The sequence below is a fragment of the Pedosphaera parvula Ellin514 genome (assembly GCF_000172555.1).
Taxonomy (GTDB): domain Bacteria; phylum Verrucomicrobiota; class Verrucomicrobiia; order Limisphaerales; family Pedosphaeraceae; genus Pedosphaera.
In genome coordinates this window covers 52756-72234 of record NZ_ABOX02000002.1, presented here as the reverse complement: position 1 = coordinate 72234, position 19479 = coordinate 52756, and the positions used below count along the sequence as shown (strand labels likewise).

Here is a 19479-nt window from a genome sequence, read left to right as displayed (position 1 = left end):
TAACCTGTAGTTTTGATAAGCTCGCAATGCAAAGCATGGGAAGTAATATCAGTCTTCGTATTTCAAGCGATTTAGCTACGTCTGCCGAAGAACTCCGTCATGCTTTCAGATTTATTTTCAAGTAAGAGATCTACGAACTGCCCTCTCCCGAAGCGACTCCAAACAGGGAGAGAGCACTCGTCCGTATTCCCATTTTGTAATTAGCGGAACAAGCGGTAAAACTTCGCGCTCGATGTCGTCGGCACTGTGACTTGCCAATTGAGGCCTGATACAGCGGGATTGTTCGTTAAAGCGGTCCAGGTCCCAGGCAGGTTACTTGCTTGTTGGAGTGTAAAACTCCCGGCATTTTGAGGCCAGCTGATCACAGCATGGCCATTTGCGGCCGTGATCTGAAGTTTTGCCGGCCCATTCAAGAATTGGGCGGGGTTTAGAATGCCGGTTGAAACGCGCATTTCGCCCATCAAGCCCTGGTAATTAAAGTTGTAGCCAGGGGGATATGCGCCGATGGTGAAATAATCGTTGATGAATGCCTGAATCCCGCCCGACTGGCCGCCAGTATCGGTTTGGTAACCATCAACATAAATCTTGAAAATTGGGCTAATGCCACTCTCGTCCATGGTCAGTGCGTAGTGATGCCACTCACCGTCAATGGACCCGGGGGCCACGCTTGTTTCAAAGTTGGCGTCTGCAGTTCTTTGACTCACCTTTAGTCCATTGGAGCTGGATTCACCTCGATCCAAATAAAAGGCGCCGGCCACGAAATTGGGATTGTTCTGCGCAAAAAACATCTGCAGACCGCCATTGATGCTGTATTTGGCAAAGAATTCAACGGTCAACTGATTGTACCGCGTGAGGTCCAGGGGCTGGGTCGTCTGCGCCAACGATCCGCCATCGAATACAACGCTGTTGGTGGTTCCTGGCGCATTGATGGACACGTCGTCGCTGATGGTGATATTTCCGACGAGCGTCAGATCATTGCCGTTGCCGGAGGAGTCGACTGCCGGATTGGCAGCGTCAAATGTCCAAAGGGCCACGGTGGCATTTGTTACAACGGTTAAGACCGCATTGGAGCTGGTCACTGGCATTGCAGGTGGAGTCGAAAGCACAACGTCAAACTGAGCAGAATCATCAGTCAGAGTCGTGGCTGAAAGAGTGTAACTGCTATTTGTGGCCCCGGCTATATTCACACCATTTCTCTGCCATTGATAATGTAGAGATTGGGTTCCGTTCTGAACAGATGCAACAACCATGAATGTTGCTGGGCTGTTGGTCACCACCGCCGTGTTCTGGGGCTGCTGGCTGATGAATATCCTCGGAATCTGAGCGCCAATTAAGAACTGAGCAGGAGTCAGAACGCCGCTGGAAACCCGCATTTCGCTCATCAGGCCCTGATAGCGAAAGTTATAGCTGGGGGGATATGCGCCAATGGTGAAGAAGTCATTGATGAGTCCCTGACCACCGGCTCCTCCCGTACCAACCAGGTAGCCGTCAACATAGACTTGGAAGACCGGATTGGTGCCGCTCTCATCCATGGTCAAAGCGTAATGATGCCAGGCTTCGTCACTGGGCCCGGGAGCTACACCAGTTATGATACCGCTGGTCGCAGTTTTCTGAGCCACCTTTAATCCGGTGGCACTGGATTCACCCCGGTCGAAGTAAAAGGCGCCCAGGACATTGTTGGGATTGTTCTGCGCAAAAAACATCTGCAGTCCCCCACCGATTGTGTACTTGGCGTAAAACTCGATGGTCAGCTGGTTGTACAGTGAAAGATTGAATGTTCCAAGCGTCCTGGCGTACGAAGCTCCGTCGAATACGGCGCTGTTGGTGCTTCCTGGCGCATTGGTGGGCGCATCATTGCTGAAGGTGATATTTCCCGTGAGCGCCAGATTGTTGCCGTAACCAGAAGAGTCAACCGTCGGATTGGCAGCATCGAATTTCCAAAACGCCACGACGGAGTTCGTGGCCACAGTCAAGGTCACATTTGAACTCGTCACCGAGGCTGCACCTAAAGCTGAAAGCACAACGTCGAACTGGACCGCATTGTCGCTCAGGGTCGGAGCCGAAAGTGTATAGCTACTGTTTGTGGCATCCGGTATATTTGAGCCATTCCTCTGCCATTGATACTGCAACGGTGGTGTTGGGTCTCCATTTTGCACAGTTGCAACCACCTTGAATGTTGCAGGGCTGTTAGTCACGACTGCCGTATTTTGAGGTTGTTGACTGATGAATATCCTGGGGGTCTGAGCGCCAATCAAGAATTGCGGGGAGGGCAGAATGCTGCTTGAAATCCGCATTTCACCCATCAGGCCATGGTAACCCAGGTTATAGGCGGGGGGATACGCACCAATGGTGAAATAGTCGTTGATGAAGGTCTGAAGGCCCGCTGATACACCCCCCGTGTCGACCTGATAGCCGTCAACATAGATTTTAACAATCGGGTTGGTGCCACTCTCGTCAATGGTCAACGCATAGTGATGCCAGGCTCCCTCAGTGGGCCCGGGAGCCACGTCTGTTTCAAAGCCGGCCGCTGTTCTTTGGCTCATCTTTAACCCGCTGGCGCTGGACTCACCCCGGTCTAAATAAAAGGCGCCGGTGACGTTATTGGGATTGTTCTGCGCAAAAAACATCTGCAGACCACCACCGACCGTAAACTTGGCGAAAAACTCTATTGTCAACTGGTTATACGGCGTGAGATTTAAGGTTCCAATCGTCTGCGCGTAGGAAGCCCCGTCGAATATGACGCTGTTGGTGATTCCAGGCGCATTGGTGGGCGCGTCGCCGCTAAAAGTGATATTTCCGTTGAGCGCCAGATTGTTGCCGTTGCCAGAGGAGTCGGCGGCTGGGTTTGCTGCGTCAAATTTCCAAAGGGCCACGGTGCCTGCCCTGGCGGGCATGCTGATGTAAAACAGTGCAGCAACAATCAACAAGCCCAGCAAGCCACGCCGGCCCGGTCGGGAAATAATTAAAGGAATGCCAATTGGTTGACTCGTGCTCGCCCGGGAATATACTTGTGCGGTTGGGACAATCATAGATTTCGTTGGTTTGCTCGGTTTCTGGATTCAAATTGTGCCACCATGGTTGCAGAATCCGAAAAGCCCGTCTTGGGTTTGTGGGCAATGCCACTTGGTTTATTGAGCGGATGAACTGACTCCTTTCCGCCCAAAAAAGCAAATGCCATCGCCCACCACGCCAAGACATTTAACTCACAAGGTTTAATCTGTGTAGATGAAGCCGGCTCCAAATCATATTTTCCGACGTTTAGTTTCTAATGTGCGATGGATTAGGAATGAAGCGTGCAGGCGCGATCGTGAACGAGTAAATCCCAAATCGGGTTTCACCCTTATCGAATTACTTGTGGTCATAGCCATCATCGCCATTCTGGCGGGGCTTTTGTTACCCGCCCTGGCCCGCGCCAAAGCCAGAGCCAAGCAAACCCAGTGCGCCAGCAATCAACACCAGATCGGTCTGGCTTGGTTTATGTATGCAGATGACAACAATGAATCGTTCCCGATTATGCGCGGCTGGGCTGCGGCGGGTGGCCAGCGAGGCACTTACAGCCTTGATCCAAGTGTGGCCGCCAGCTTTGGCACCCAGCAGGATTATACCAACCGGCCATTAAATAAATATGTGCCTTCGGCCATGGCATGGAGTTGCCCGTCCGACAAGGGCGACGCCAACTACGGTGCCAAAAATTGCTTCCTTGAATATGGCAACAGTTACGTCCCTGAACACGCCGTGGACGCCTGGCGTACGCGCCATGTCACAGGAGAATCAACTGCTGGCGGCACCGATGCCGGCAAACCCATGAAGACGGGTGATCTGGCCCGCAGCCCGGCCAACAAAATCATTCAGGGTGATTGGGAGTGGGAAAATAATGCCTACGACGTCAATAACCCTTCGTCCTGGTGGCACAACTTCCGTGGTCAGCGTCGGCAGAACATGTTATTCGGAGATGGTCACGTGGTATTTTTTCAATTCCCCAACACAATCGTTTATTGGGAGATAAGCCCCGCCTACGATCCCAATTACATTTGGTGGTAACCTGCTCTTCTAATTTGGCCCTGGCGTAAGATTGCAAACACCTATTGCATCCTCGCCGGTAGGATTCCAAGCCTGCTTTCAACCATGACAAATAACAATTCCAAGATTCAAATTATGTCCAATAGTTCCCAGCTTGCCCTGCGTGGTGGTTTGCCAGCCTGTACTGTTGATTGGCCAATGTGGCCAGTTTTTGACGGCACCGAACGGCGTCTGTTGTTGGAGACGCTTAATTCCGGCAAATGGTGGTTTGGCGAAAAGGTACGGCAATTTGAAGCCGACTTTTCGACGTTCCAAGGCGCTCGTTTCAGTGTGAGCTGCACAAATGGAACGGCTGCCATCGAAATGGCATTGAAGGGACTCGGGGTGGTGGAAGGCGATGAAGTAATTGTGCCTCCCTACTCGTTCATTGCCACTGCGAGTGCCGTCGCCATGGTGGGTGCGATTCCGGTGTTCGCGGATATTGATCCGGAAACACTGTGCCTTGACCCGGCTGACGTGGAGCGAAAGATAACGCCCCGCACCAAGGCCATCATTCCCGTGCATGTAGCCGGCTATATCGCCGACATGCCCCGGCTTGGCGCCATTGCACAACAACACAACCTGCAAATCATGGAAGATGCCGCGCACGCCTGGGGCAGCCAATGGGAAGGTCGGGGAGCCGGCGTGCTCGGGCGTTGCGGGACTTTTAGTTTTCAAGTTTCCAAGAACATCACCGCTGGAGAAGGAGGCATACTCGTAACGGACGACGAAGCACTGGCCGATCTTTGCCGGAGCTACACGCACTGCGGTCGTAGAAAACATTCAGCGTGGTATGATCATGATTATCTTGGCAGCAATCTTCGTTTGACGGAATTTCAGGCCGCAGTACTGCTAGCCCAACTCACCCGTGCCGAAGAACAATTACTCCGGCGTCAGGCGAACGCGGCCCTGATTGATAAAGCCTTGAGCGGAGTGGCCGGACTCCGCTTGCTGAAACCTGAGCCACGCATGACCCGTCGCAGCTATCATATGTATATCTTTCGTCTGGATGAAGCGTTACTCGGAACTTCACGCGACCGATTCATTGAGGCCCTTAATGCCGAAGGTGTGCCCGCGTCAAAAGGTTGGTACCGACCGCTTTACCGGAATGGCATTTTTCAACAAGGTGCGACCGGTGCCGCGCATGCCATCACCGCGCCGTTCGCAGGCAAGGGTATCAGTTATGCCGACGTGAATTGTCCGGTTTGCGAGCAGGTGTGCCGCGATGTCGTCTGGCTTCCGCAAAATGTGTTGCTGGCGGAGGAAGCAGGAATCCTTGCGTTAGCGGCGGCAATTCAAAAGGTGGCGGCACGGGCACATGAATTGAGCTGACCTTTTTGGATCCGTCGGTGCGCGTGATGGCTGAGTCAATCACTTTTTGCTGCCGATTTGTTTTTTCATCCAGGAAATGTCCTCGGTGATAGTCTTCCTGGTGGATAAAAATTGTTTGGGAAATTGAGTAGCGAGACGCGTGAGGATATTTTCCAGGTGATGGATGAAGGTTTGCGCGGAGGATCGTGAATCCCGGACTGCCACCAGGTTTCCGAATTTTGCTCGAACAGGATTGGTGCCGGTGCCCCCACCTGCAACAATGAAACCTGGATAAGTTTCGACCAGGTCCTTGATGACACGTTGTTGCTCGCTCGTTTTTGCCAACCGGAGAATGGCCTGGCCAATGGAACGGGCTGGATTATATTCCCTGGGATTGCTCGCATAATCCGCACAGGTCGCCAGCGGGATCCGATTGATCTGGTTTTGTGTGTGCATGGGATTGCTCAAGTATCCGTCGATTACCTCGTGCAAATCCGTCTCCCGGCCACTGACCGGTCCAAGGTGCAAGGTGGGGCTTCCGTCATTCACAGGATAATTATCCCAAAGAAACAAGCGATGCTTCACCACCTGCCGGTAACTCTCCGCCGCCACCCGGGTAATTCGGGGTGTGACGATGCTGTCGCCGTTCCAGAATACATACACTTCCGGATGCATCTCGCGGGCGAGGACCTCCAGATAATCGCGATGTTCGGGATTGGTGGCATCCCCCCAACAAATCACGGGACAGAAAGTAAACTGTGCTGTTTTGTCCCGGTCCCGCAAACGAGCTAAAACAGTGTTAACCAGTCGGGCATGTCCCAGGCCGCTGGCGGCCGGGCCTCCGACTCCCCAACCGGTGTCATCCACGCAAATGCTGAACCATTGCACTCCCTGACTCTGAGCCCAAGCATAATGTTGATAAAACTGTTCCACGTCTTCGGCGCGGTCCGGGTTCAGCGGGCGAGGTGAACCCAGTTGCGGATGAAGCGCAAAACAGAACTTGATGTCATTGTCCTGGCAGGCGCAGATAATCCGGGCATACGCTTCCTTACGGTCTTCGGTCATCGGCTTCCACCACTCGTTGGAGCCGGTTTTTCCAGGTTGCAATACGGATTGAGAGGATATCATCGAACCGTAACAATCCATCAAGAAATTCATCTTCAAGCATGGCAAAAAGGGAATTTCCTCGAGATATTGTTCCGCAGTCCAAAACCAACCCTTGATGCCGCGGAGTTTAAAACCCGCGGATGGTTCACCATCCCCCACCGGTTTTGAGGATGCTGCGGACTTGACCGGGAGGCGGACTTGCCGCTGCTCCCGATAGGCCAGGGGTGAACATCCGTAGGCGGTCTTAAAGCTGTGGTTAAAATAGGATAGATCGTCGAACCCGGATTCAAATGCCACAGCCACCACCGAACGCTCCGTCTCCGCCAACAATCCTGCGGCATGATTCAACCGGAGTCCCAACACGTAACGCCGCCAGCTTTGCCCGGTGACTTTGCGAAAAAGATCGGTGAATTGCCGGCGCCCCAATCCCACGGCCTTGGACGCCTCCTCAATCGTCTCCTGGCGGAAGAAGCGGGATTTTAAACGGAGCGCATAACGGGCCACCCGTTCAGTGCTGTCATTGCCTGGCTCGAACGCCGGGAGATCATTCCTGCCGCGCCGCCGCGCAAGGCGCAGGGTGCGAACGGCCAAATCAATCAAGCGCGATTGCAGCATCATTTCCCAGCCTTCCTGGCCCGCGCCTTGTTCAAAAAGCATCTCCTGAAAAATCGAACGCACCACCCGCGCCTGATTGACGTTGGCTGAACCAAGATCAATGGAAAGCATGCCCAGCGCCGTAAGTTGGCTGCTCAACGCTGCTGAAAGCAGCTCGGTCCGGTAATGGACACCATAGACTGTTACCGGATCATTCGGTAGATCCGCCTGACTGTACGCCTGACCAGCCGGGATATGAATCAGGGTATCTGGCCCCAGGAAATAACGCCGACCCCCACCCTCCCAGCGGGAATGACCGGCTATGACCAAATGAAATTTGGAAGAAGTGTCTTTGGCTTGACCGGAGAAACCAGGCGCATGATGACTTTCAAAAACTAGTAAACCGGAAGCGGGAATGACGGCTTTTTTGGGAGTCCGCTCAAGCTCTATCTCGGGATTCCCTTCATTCATAGGCGGATTGCAATTAGAACCTTGTTCCATCGCCATGTTATTGGGTTGAATGCCAAACTATGCCTATTGAAACTTTCAGGGTCAATGGAGAGTTGCATTCTACGTCCATTTTTATTCGCTTAAATCATATCGGGCGTAATTTCGTACATGGAATAAGTTTCAGAAACCTTCAGTTTCTTTTTTGACAGTCAGCATATTTTTGCTGCCTCGATAGCATTGAAGGCTGGAGCCTTTACAATGTCAGTTCTGCCCAACTCTCAGATGAATTCACTGGAGTGACAGATGTTGCAACGGCTCGTTGGATGAATTGCACCAGGCAAATCCGTCAGCTCTGTGTTTGGATCGTATCTGGACAAAGGCTCTGGTTTTGATGCACTGTTTGCCTTGAGGGCCCGAGAGGGCTCGGCGGTGAAGCTTCGCCCTTGTTCTTATTGAGATCCTGCCTTAATCAAATCGCAACGAGCCAAATGAACCCGGTTGGTGAAAATTCAATTCCTCAATGGGAGACCATGACGCCCAATGGGGATGAGATACTTCCTCTGCGCATTTGAAGAAATTTCCCTGCCAGGTTTGACCGCTCAATTTAGCCAGCGGCCCGGTGAATTCCTCCAACACTGCCAACGGAATCAGAAACTGCAGGGTCCAATCGACCGCCTCCTTATTTTCCGGCTCAACCAGTCGGGGCAGGGAAGATTTAACCAGAATTTTTCCGCCAATGACAGCAGGCAGTTTGACCGCCTGGGTAAACCAACCGTTCTTTAATTTCCAATCCGTAATATAACAGCAAAGATGCGCTCCACCGCAATTGAATTCAAAATTGAAATACCCACCGCCTGGTTTCGGTTGAATAAAACATTCCACGCAACTATCCTTCCAAACATCGTCAAAATAGTTCTCCCGGATGCATCGGACATAGCGATCCTCCACCTTGAAAATGCCATGCAGATTTTCGTCGTCGCACATTAACCGGACAAATGTGCGCGGCCGGTGATTGCTGCTTTGAGGGTGAAAGCAACCCACTTCCGCTGTCTCTGCGGCCAGCCAGGCTGGATCATTCCACTCTGCTCGTAATGGCGGCACATTGCTACAGCGACGAAGTCGATACGTCATTTTTGATTTAATTTCCAATTTCGATTTCGTCTTTGGTCGATTAAGTTTTCCCTAGCTTGATCACTGGCCCTAAATTTAAAGAAGCAACTCACTACGGCGAGTTGACTCACGGATAAAGGTTACCGGAGGCGGAGACCGTCAGGTCTTCATTTACTCACGATCCAGGTTGCCGAGCAGAGTGAAGAAGTTCTTGAGTTTTTGTTCAATGCATTTCTTCAACTCAAAGGGATTCAGGCTGGCATATTCCTGGAGCAGCCTGGTCCTGGTCGCTGCCTCGATGTCCGGACTGGCCAGGAGTCTTTGATAGCCTGCAGCCGTCATCGTGAAGCCTTCGCGAACTACTCAAGTTACTCCTTCAATGGTTACAATCCGTTAACCACAAACTATGGGAGTGGTCGTCGCAACTACTTCGGATCGTCAAGCGGTGCGCTTCCAGGCTACATCGCGCTCCCGTTGAAGCAATTCTACGGTGTGACCGTGCGGTAGAACGATTGCGGTGCGGAGGAGTTGGTATCGATGAACTCAGCAATCCCTGTAGCTGGACCGATCAACGTGCCCAAATCCGTCCACGGACCACTCACATTGGTCGCATGCTGGAATCGGTAACTGTAACCCGGCGCAACCGGGAAATGAAAATTCCAGCCCACCGTAGTCTTATCCACCAACACCACAGACGGACTCGGTGTGGACGGACTGGTTGTGATGGCCAGATTGGTGAACTTGAAATCCTGTCCACCACTGGGAGTCCCCGCCCCGTTGGACCGATAGAACGTCACCCGGCTGACGGGTGCGTTTGAAATCCTGCCGCTGAAGCTTTTTGCGGTCGTCAGATCGTAAAAGATGTAGTTGGTCGGACTGGTAAGGGTGAACTTGAAACTGTCCAATTGGCCATAGTCATACGCAAAGCCGGCGGCTGTCCCGTTGCTGGTGAGGGCATCCGAGTAATGGCCATTGGCATTGTCATCACCTTGATGCCAGTAACTGAAGAGCGTGTTGCCGTTGGCATCTTCAAGTTCAAATCCGTTTTTATTAACGGCGGTGTCCAGGGTGTTCATTTGAAGCTGCACCCAAAAGGTAATGCCGACCGGCATGGGCAGATTGAAACTGCGGGTGGCCGTGGACTGTGAATTGGAGGTGCTGTTCCAAAGGCTGAACAAGAGCGTGCCGCTGTTGATGTAAGCACCGCCACCGCTGGTGCTCAGCACCCACGGTGCGAAGCCGACCCCCTGATTGCCGGTAAAACCAATCGCGGGGTTGTAATTGGTGGCGGAGTCCTGGACGAGAAGACCGTTTGTATTGCCGAGAAGATAGAGGTTGGCTACCTGACTGTAAGCGCTGGCGGCAGCGTTGGAGGCCACGACCCAATACTGACCGGTATCGTCGGAGGTGACGCTAAAGAGCACCAGATCGGTGTTCGTCGCTCCGGGAATCGGATTGTTCCCATGATACCATTGATACGAGATCGAGGCGCCGTTCGTGGCAAAGGCACTTAATTCGACGGCATTACCTGCTGCACTAACCTGATCGGAAGGCTGAACCGTGAAAACGGGCGCAAGGCTATTGGAGGAGTCCGGCACCACCTGCAACGCCACCATTGAACTGATGCAATCCCAGGATAACAGGTTGCTCGCGACCGGGGTTTGATGCAGCCACTGACACCATGAAAGGTTGTCCGAGGCGCGACGCATATTCCACGCGGCATCCGCGTTAGCTTGCAACCACGGCAGGTATAAATACTGGAAATTGCGGTTCTTCATGAACTTCGCAATCCACCGGATGCCGATGCCATTGAACCCGGAATTATTGTTGTCCGGGTCATATTCGAACAAGATGTTATAGCCGCTCGAATCGGGACTTCCCAAATTGTTCTTCGTGTAAGTCGAGGCAAGCATCGCATTGGTGATGTCACCGAGATAATCCGCCGCACCGACGAATGTGCCTTGATTGTAGGTGCTGCTCCAGGTGTTGATCGTGCCATTCGTGGCAATGTTGTCGTAAACCGCACCATTCATTGGGTTATACAATTTGGTTTTCTCCCAGTTGAAGATGCTCTGGGCTTTGGTCAGGTAATTCGTGTCGCCCAGGGTTTGGTAGAGAAGATAGGATACGATGGCTGCAGGTCCATTGATGCACGCATTTTTCTCAGCCTTGGCAGTGGTCCAGTACAAGCCGCCGCCGAACAACAAATCCCACCCGCGCGAATAAACGAGATCGAAATTAAACTTGGCGATGGAACGGTACTGGGTGACGCCGCTGATTTGATAACCGCGCAAATACGCGATGCAGGCCCACATGATGTCGTCGTTGTAGATGTTCCCGGACCAGTTCGTTCCATTGTCGTTACTGAAGCCGTTCAATAAATTGGTGACGATCGAAAGATTGTTCGGATTGGGATTGCGTTCGTAAGCATCAATCGCCCCCTCGATTTCCTCCACCTGACCCCAAAAGTAATTGGCACCGCTGGCCGGATCATACTGGCTCACGGTGTAATGCGCCTTGCCGGCATCAATTACCGCATAGAACGCCGTGTTATAGGCATCGAACGCGGCTTCGGCACGGGCTGACCGCGCATCCATCGGCACTGTAATTCCCGAGCCAATCGTGCCGGTCGCGAAAAATGTTCCATTGCTCGTGATGACTTGAACGTCCACCGGCGTGTTGGCGACAGCGTAGTTCCCTTGTTGATTGCCGAGCTGCACGGTTACGAAGTTGCCGTTCTGCTGAGCCGTAAAGGTCTGAAGCTTGTAATCACCCGACTGGAATCCCCAGCCATCGCCTGCGTCGCGATACAACGTTCCCGACGCCTGACCGTTGGAATCGAGGCACACGACCAGCGTAAGCGGATTGAACATGTTTTGGGTCGTGTTCTGCACCACGCTTCCGAGCGGAAGGATTGCTCCACCCCGAATCTTCAGTTCGGCTTGATATGGTCCAGTGTCGCCAGGGACGAGCGACAACGGTCGCCAGACGCCTTTGGGGAGTGTTGCGTTTTGGGCAAATGCCGGAATGACCAGCACATCCGAACCCAGCAGAAAGGCCTGTTGTTCTGCGCGCAGAGAGAGGTCAGCAGGATCGGCGAAGAAAACCGGTTGCATAATCGGGATGCCCGTCTGCGAGCTATTGTAAAACTGCGTGTAGAGATAGGGGAGCAAACGGTAGCGACGCTGCAGCGCAATGCGGGCGGCGTTCTCCACGGTCTGCCCAAATGCCCATGGCTCCTTCTGATTCGAGCCAGCTGTCGCATGGCCGCGAGCGAACGGGAAGAAAGCACCGAAGCCAATCCAATTGCCCCATAAGTCTTCCGTGGCATTGCCGATGAACCCGCCGATGTCCGGTCCGCTAAACGGCTGGCCGGATAACCCAAGCGTCAATGACATGGGAACGGAGATCACCATGTTGTTCGAGGAGGAAACATTGTCGCCAGTCCATGTGGCTGCGTAGCGCTGTCCGCCAATAAAGCTTGCGCGAGTCAAAACGAACGGACGGCGATTTGGATTGGCGTCAATCAAACCATCGTAGGTCGCTCCGGATTCAAGTGCACCGTAGGTGTTGTGATATTGCAGATGCGAGCCAGCGGGCAGTCCACCACCACCGCGATGCCAGTTGTCGTAGGGCATCGTATTCAAAGCGGTGAGTGCGTTGTTCGCCTCAGGTTCGTTCATGTCGATCCAAATGCCGTCCATTCCATTCGTCACGAAATTTTTGCAGAGCCCCGTCCACCAACTTCGGGCGGAAGGTATCGTGAAGTCGGGCCACACAGCAGAACCCGGCGTGGAGTTCCCCTGATACGTCTGGCCACTCGAGGTTTGCACCCAGATGTTGCTCGCCGTCCCCGATTGATAAACGAAGTAGCTCGAATCCACCGCGATAGAAGGGTCGAGGATGGGCACGACGTGAAAACCATTGTTGTGCAGCGACGTGGTCAGGGACGGCATGTTCGGAAAGCCGCCTGGGCTGATCGTGAAATCCCGGTTGTTGTTCATGTAGCCGATGTCCAGCCAAATGGTGTCGCAGGGAATCTGGTTGGTCAGGAAACCGTTCGCAATGCCTTGAACTTGTGACGCGGGCGAATAACTGAAGCGCGACTGGTGATAGCCCAAAGCCCAGAGTGGTGGCATGGAAATCGTGCCGGTCAACTCAGCCAAGCCTTGCAACACGGCTTGCGGCGTCGCACGGTCAATGACGAAGACTCGAAACAACGGACCATGACTCTTGTAAACGATCCGATCATCTGCCGTCGTCAGTGTTGCTTTATAGGTGCTGTCGAACAATACGCCGAACGCCGTGCCGTTCGAGCGCACACCCAACACCCACGGGTGCGCTTGATACATGCGACGCAAATAGTCAGTCGTCCAACCAGCAGTGTCCGTATTCCAGATTTCAATGGTCTGACCATTGCGTAGCAGCGGGCCGGAAACTTCGCCTCCACCGTAAAGACTTGTGCCCGCCGGAACCGAGATGGAAGCACTGGCGTTGCTATTCACCACCCTGAACTGCGGAACGAGGGACCAATTCACCGGCAACACCCCGGTCGAAACCGGTTCGGAGACCAACGACATCGATGGCACTTTGTTGGAGTCGTAACCAGCCGGAACAAAGGCTGCGATCCCCTGCCCGATCAGCATCGAGTTGGTGATGGCCACCGTCTCCACGCTGCCAGTCACGATGGACGCCAAGCCAATGACATTTGTCCACGCGGAGCCAATGCGAATCTCGTCAACGGCGACGAAATTGTCCCACACTCCAACGCAGAGGCGATCAAACGAGAGGTCACCTGTACCCAGACGAGTCAATGTAGGAACGGCGGGCTCGGTCAATGATGTGGGGTTGCGATAAACCCGCACGTCGTCATTGCCGCCGTGGAAATCAATGCGCACGACATAAAAATCCACCGCCGTGTCGCCCTGGCCGAGACTCAGATGCGTGTTGCCGGGTGCGCGGAAATTGACATCTGTGGTGGCCGTGTCATTGCCGATGCCCGCGATGCGCCCTGCGTCACTGAAATCGTTGCGGTGGAATTCAAATTCGTAAAACTTTGAAGTCACCCCGGGCTGCTGCAGGAAGCTGAGGTAAATTGTTTTGCCCGCCGCGCCAATATCGCCATTGGCATTCAAGTAGCCGTTCTGAGCAAACACTCCGTTGGTCGAACAATCCAGAAGACGTCCAACGCGGCTGCCCCCATATCCGCGCAGATGGTTGCCAATTGAGTAAGCGTCGTATGGAGCCGGAGCGTTTGACTCACCTATCAGATTGCCGAGATCAAAATACAGCGCATTGCCAGCGGCGTTCGTCCAGGCTCCGCCCCAACCCCAACCGCCGTTGTGTTGGCCGCTGACTGCGGCGGGTGCGTAATTGAACCCCTCGTAAACGAAACTCGATCCATCGTTGGTTTGAGGAGACGACGGCGAGGTGATGACCAAAGTGTTAAATTTGAAATCCTGTCCGTTGCTGGGGGTGGCATTCCCGTTGGCCCGAAAGAATGTCACCTGTGTGATGGACGCTCCGGAAAACGTTCCACTGAAACTTGCTCCCGTAGTTAAGTCGGTAAAAGTGTAGTTGGTTGGACTGTTCAGGACGAAGGCAAAGGAGTCCAACTGCTGATAATCATATGCAAAACCAGTGGCGATGCCGCTCGCAACTCCGGCATCGCTGTAATGTCCGTCCGCTATGTCGCCACCTTGATGCCAGTAACTAAAAAGCGTGTTGCCATTTGCGTTCTGCAGTTTGAATCCATTGCTGTTGATCGCGCCGTCCAACGTATTCATCTGCAGCTGCACAGAAAAGGTCTGCCCAACCGCCAAGCCGGCATTGAAGGGCCGTATCGCAGTCGAAGTGGAGTTGGCCGCGCTATTCCAGATGCCAAAATAGGGAGGCGTGTCGGCGCTGAGATATTTGCCACCACCGGGCGTGTTTATGGTCCAGGCGCCAAAGCCGAATCCTTGATTTCCCGCGAAAGTGGCATAATTCGAAGCCACATCAAAGGCATTGGTGGTTACTTGTGCTGAAACTGAGCCGATGGCAGCCACAAAAATGGCAACCAGGGCGACAACTAATTTCCCAGGATTACCACGCCACCTGCGGGGATGAGCCTCGACGCCCGGCGAATTGGGGTTGGTTACTTCTTTGTCTGGATGGGTTGCATTCAAATTGGTTTCATGTAGTGCTGCTGGTACGACTAAATTTGAAGCGACATCGACGTCACGGATTGAGCACAGTCGGGCAGCGTTTCGAGACATAATACAAGTCCTGCTTGGCCTGACTCTGAGCCTGATTGCCCTCAGTACCGCCCGTGATGGTGAATTTGCTCGGATTCATGCTGTTGGCAAAAGTGACGACCGTCCCACTCAACCACTTGCGCGCTTCTGCATGGCCATCCGCAAAGTTGAACGTGCTGCTGTTGCCATGAAAGGCCGCTGGCGAATCTCCCCATTGTGCATCGCTGAAATCCAAAGAGGGCGTTCCGGAATTCATATCCCAGGTGCGAAGGTTGTCTCCCACCGTGATGCCTCTGACACTTATCGTTTGCGAATCACATTCCTCCACCCACAGGAAGCGTTCACTCGGGTGCTGTACCTGGGTGCTTTTGTTAATGAACCCGGGAAGCGCCTGATAGGCGGTATCCCCGCCTACAAACCCATTCACCCCGGCATAGCTGGTCCAGGTAAAGTGATTCGGAACCTTCACGCGAAAGTCGGCCGGGCAATGCATGATGTCCGGGTTCGGAGCATATTGGAAAAGTGGTTGCTTGCGATAACCCTGCTGAATCAGCCATTTCACCGCCTCCGTCCCGGTCAGCCCGGCGGGAACAGTATCCGTCACTTGATCCGGCTGGATGCGCCAGTTGGGAGTGGCTGCCCCGGCGACTGTGCTGAACCCGATCACTTGTTCCTGGTTGTCGCCCGTGTACATAGTCCATGCCAAAGCAAGCTGCTTTTGCAGGTTCAAACAATTTACCTGTTGTCCGCGCTTTTTAGCCGAAGACAAGGCTGGCAATAACAATGCGGCTAAAATGGCGATGATTGCGATCACTACCAGAAGCTCTATCAAGGTGAACGCTGCCGCACCTTGGCGTTGCTTCGAGCCTCCTGAAGAAAACAAATGACTGAATTTCATATTACGTCAGAATGACACCAACACCGTGCTCGCAGGTTTGAAGGTGGCGAGGTCCAAGCCTCGCCACCTTTCGAGTAATCCCCACCGCAAACCAGCTAGGCTGTACTTACTGTCGCAGCCGGTAGAACTGTGCAGCGTTGACGGTACTCAACGTTTGCGGATTGGACTGATTCGCAGCATCCGTCCATGGACCGGTGACTACTGAAGCTTGTTGCAACACGCCAGCGCCAGTCCAGGACAACTGCTTACCATGAATGCTCAACGCGCCTGGTGGCACGCTCGCGGCGAAAGGCGAAGTGGCACTGATGACAATGTTGGAATACGAGGCGGAAGCGGTGTTGTTACCCGCGCGGATGTGGATGTTGTCGAAAGCGACATCGGCCAGGATACCAGCCGGAGCATTCGACTGACCAGACTCAGCCAGGCTCAGATTAGGATCCAACCAAACTGAGATGTTGTCGGGACCACCGGCGATAAACGCGATCTTCACCACAAAGGTATGCCACTCCCCCGGCAAAATTGGGAAATCGGAGATGTTCCCGCTCCCCCAGGCATTGGCATCATAGCTCCAATTCACCGACCCCCAATTGTTACCAATGAGCAGCCTCTCGTCGTTGCCATTGTAGAAGTGCAACCCACCGAAAGCGCCACCACCACCCGTCTCACCGTTCAGATTATCAAACTCCATGTTGAAGGTGGTATAGAGTGTGCCACTGTAGTTGGTATTGAGATAAGTGTTACCATTGAGCCAGCCGTTCTGAGCTGAAAAGATGGTTGTGCCCGCACCACCGCCAGTCACGCTGAGCGGACCAGACAATGTTATCGGCAGCGCCGGGTATGAATCTACTGTGAAGGACCAGGTGGTGGCAGCCGGGACGTTGTTCAAATCCGCCAAATTCACGGCGACGGTATGCGAAGAACCAGCAGCAAACGGCGTTGGTGGCTGATAGCTGATGGTGAGGTCATTGGGTGTGCTTGTGAAGGACGGAGTCACTGGATTGCCATCCAAGGTCATCGAAACTGCGTTCGGGTTGATGCCCGAGCTTCCAAACAACGCCTTCACACTGATCTGGGAATTGGGAACGACCGAGGTTGCCGCCTGAGCCGGAACATAATTTAGGAAGGTCGGACCAGCTTCCGGTGCGAGGCCAACGGCAGTAGCGCTGCTACCAATAATGATGTTTGTCCACGTCGCGCTGGCGGTACCGTCACCGCAACGAAGTCGGATGTTATCGAAGCTGGCGTCCGCAGAGAGAGTGTAAACATTGACCTGTTGCGACTCTGGCTTGTTGAACTCAGGATCGAAGATGACTTTAACCGTGTCACTCCCGCCAGGTATGTAATCCGTGCGTACGATAATGGTGTGCCACTCGCCCAGCGTCACTGGGATCGGGCCGGGCAGGTCTTGTTGCGAAGCGGCGGCATCCAAACTCCAATTCAATGAAGTCCAGCCGTTGCCAACGATCAATTGCTGCGCATTGCCGAGCATGAAATGCAGTCCACCGTAGCCTCCACCCCCACCAATTTCGCCGTTCAGATCATTGAAGACCATGCTGTAGCGGGTGTAGAGAACCTTGCTTGAAGTGTTACCATAGTTGGCGCCCAACCAGCTGTCGCCTGCGGCGGAGAAGATGGTAAGATCATTACCGCCACCAGTTGTAATCGGTCCCGCCAAAGTCACGGGCAAAGAGTTGAAGCCCGTCGTAAAACTCCAATTATTGGTGTACTTCGTGTTAGTATTGTCGGTCACCACCAACTGAGCGTTGTGAATACTGCCGGCACTCAACGCGGATGACGGCTGACCGTTGACCGTGATGAGTCCCGCCGCCTGACTCGTGGTAATGGTCACAGGCGCACCATCCAGCGTCAGTGAAACCGCTGAAACCGGGTTGCCGCCAATCACCACTTTAGCGCTGATGGCGGTATTCGTAAGAACGCTGAAAGCACCGTTGGCAGGCGAAATATTTTGGAATGTCGGCGGACCAGCGACTGGAATTCCAACTCCAGAAGCAGTCGGCGCAATCATGATATTGGTCCAGGTGGCGCTCGCCGTGCCATTGCCGCAACGCAAACGGATGTTATCAAAACTGGCATCGCAGGTAAATTCGTACGGGGAATTTGGCTGATTGCCCTCGGTCTGGCTAAAATCAAAGTCAAACCACACCTTTACGTTGTCATTCCCACGAGGCACATACTCCGTCCGCACCACGAACGTATGCCATTCTCCCAAATTGACTGGAATCGGGCCGGGCAGATCCTGTTGCGATCCCGCGGCATCCAGACTCCAGTTCAAAGAGGTCCAACCGTTGCCGAGGATGAGTTTTTCCGTGTTGCCGAGAAAAAATTGCAGCCCGCCATAACCGCCCCCACCACCGATCTCACCGTTCAGGTCGTTGAAGACCATGCTGAAGCGGGTATAAAGAATCTGGCTGGAGTTGTTATTGTAGTTTGTGCCCAACCAGGATTCACCCGCAGAAGTGCAGATGGTGAGATCAACACCACCGCCAGTGGTGAACGGCCCGGGAAGAGTAATCGGCAACGCCCTGTAACCTGCAGTGAAGCTCCAGGTGTTCGTGTACGAAACAGCGTTGTTGTCCCGAACCACAACCTCGACCGTATGCGAAGAGCCATTTGCAAAACCAAGGCTGGGTGTATAGCTAACGTTCAAAACACTTGAGTCTCCCGTCACCGTGGGAGCAACGGGGTTGGCATCGAGTTTCATTGTCACTGAACCAGTGTTCAAGGGCACGCCACCCGAACCAATGTTTGCGGTTATAGTTGCATTCGTTGGCACGCTCATCGCTCCGGCTGCAGGCGAAACCAGAAAACTTGGCGGCGCAGCGGATACCAGAATAAACTGATCAAACTGGAAATCTTCGCCTCCACCTGGGGCGCTTGAGCCATTCCGACGAATCAACGCAAACTTTGCAACCGGTGAATTCGCAATCGTGCCGGTGAAGCCTCCGCCTGAGGAGATATCGGTGAAAGTGTACGTCGTGGCGCTCGTGAGCGTGAATTTGAAGGTTTGAAACTGCTGGAAGGCATAGGGGAAATTCACCGCTGTGCCGGCCGCATTGCTGGCATCACTATACCAGCCGTTGTTGTTGTCGCCGCCTTTGTGCCAGTAACTAAACAAGATGTTGCCGCTGGCATCGAGCAATGCAAAGCGATTCGTGTCTGCTCCATTCAAGCCATTGAACCGAAGCGAAATCGTAAAGGACTGCCCTGCCGCCATCGGAGTGCTGAAATCCCGCGTAGCGATCGTCGAGGCGCTTGCCCCGGTATTCCATAAGTCAAACGAATTGCCACTAGGACCGTTGTTCTCAATGAACGAACCGCCAGCACCACCACTCGGGGTGTTAATCGCGAACGTCCATGGACCGAAGCCAAACCCACCGTTCTGCCCGCCAACGTCAAGACCGTTGGGCGCACCCAAACCGAAGTAGGTTGCGTCAGAGGCCGAATCAAAAGCGTTGGTAACTTGCGCCCAGGCACGGTCTGCTGACAAGGAAAGCAGGACTGCCAGAAAGACTAGAGACAGCAGTTTGCGCAACCAGGAAAGTTCGTACAGTGTTTGATTGTTGATTGATTGTTTCTTCATATTCCGAAGGAGTTGGAGATGGAGCGGTTGGATTATGGGACTTTTCAGCGTGGCAAGCACACGGGAGAAACCACGGCCGGTTTCATCACTCGCACTCGCGTGTACGGGTTTTT

Annotated in this window: 9 protein-coding genes; 2 read left to right on the top strand and 7 right to left on the bottom strand. The window is 53.6% G+C overall.

Going from position 1 to position 19479, the window contains the following annotated elements; translation table 11 throughout:
• Nucleotides 1–200: 200 nt before the first annotated feature.
• Nucleotides 201–3029: a LamG-like jellyroll fold domain-containing protein gene (locus tag CFLAV_RS01640; protein WP_007412843.1), complete on the bottom strand. Its 2829-nt coding sequence runs from the start codon at nucleotides 3027–3029 to the stop codon at nucleotides 201–203.
• A gap of 241 nt (nucleotides 3030–3270) precedes the next feature.
• Between CFLAV_RS01640 and CFLAV_RS01635 the strand changes: the two genes are divergently transcribed.
• Both CFLAV_RS01635 and CFLAV_RS01630 read left to right on the top strand, forming a co-directional pair.
• Nucleotides 3271–4041, top strand: a complete 771-nt coding sequence (locus CFLAV_RS01635) for a type II secretion system protein (protein WP_343123221.1) — start codon at nucleotides 3271–3273, stop codon at nucleotides 4039–4041.
• Between the two features lie 114 nt (nucleotides 4042–4155).
• A complete protein-coding gene (locus tag CFLAV_RS01630; protein WP_040546538.1) occupies nucleotides 4156–5391 on the top strand; it encodes a DegT/DnrJ/EryC1/StrS family aminotransferase in 1236 nt (411 codons plus the stop codon).
• A 39-nt stretch (nucleotides 5392–5430) separates the two neighbouring features.
• Here CFLAV_RS01630 and CFLAV_RS01625 read toward each other — a convergent pair whose 3' ends face one another.
• The 6 genes from CFLAV_RS01625 to CFLAV_RS01605 all read right to left on the bottom strand — a co-directional run bounded on the left by CFLAV_RS01625 (nucleotide 5431) and on the right by CFLAV_RS01605 (nucleotide 19366).
• Nucleotides 5431–7542 (bottom strand): beta-N-acetylglucosaminidase domain-containing protein, encoded by a 2112-nt coding sequence (locus CFLAV_RS01625; protein ID WP_007412840.1) that lies wholly within the window; start codon nucleotides 7540–7542, stop codon nucleotides 5431–5433.
• 444 nt (nucleotides 7543–7986) lie between these two features.
• Nucleotides 7987–8652, bottom strand: coding sequence for a carbohydrate-binding family 9-like protein (locus CFLAV_RS01620; RefSeq protein ID WP_007412839.1), 666 nt, complete (start codon nucleotides 8650–8652; stop codon nucleotides 7987–7989).
• A 150-nt stretch (nucleotides 8653–8802) separates the two neighbouring features.
• Nucleotides 8803–8973: a hypothetical protein gene (locus CFLAV_RS35355; RefSeq protein WP_007412838.1), complete on the bottom strand. Its 171-nt coding sequence runs from the start codon at nucleotides 8971–8973 to the stop codon at nucleotides 8803–8805.
• Between the two features lie 143 nt (nucleotides 8974–9116).
• Nucleotides 9117–13277: a TIM-barrel domain-containing protein gene (locus CFLAV_RS33605; RefSeq protein WP_425500502.1), complete on the bottom strand. Its 4161-nt coding sequence runs from the start codon at nucleotides 13275–13277 to the stop codon at nucleotides 9117–9119.
• A 1573-nt stretch (nucleotides 13278–14850) separates the two neighbouring features.
• The gene (locus CFLAV_RS01610; RefSeq protein ID WP_007412836.1) at nucleotides 14851–15765 is read right to left on the bottom strand and encodes a prepilin-type N-terminal cleavage/methylation domain-containing protein; all 915 of its coding nucleotides are present in this window, start codon (nucleotides 15763–15765) and stop codon (nucleotides 14851–14853) included.
• A 106-nt stretch (nucleotides 15766–15871) separates the two neighbouring features.
• Entirely contained in the window at nucleotides 15872–19366 is a 3495-nt protein-coding gene (locus CFLAV_RS01605; RefSeq protein WP_007412835.1) for an Ig-like domain-containing domain, read from the bottom strand.
• Nucleotides 19367–19479: the final 113 nt, after the last annotated feature.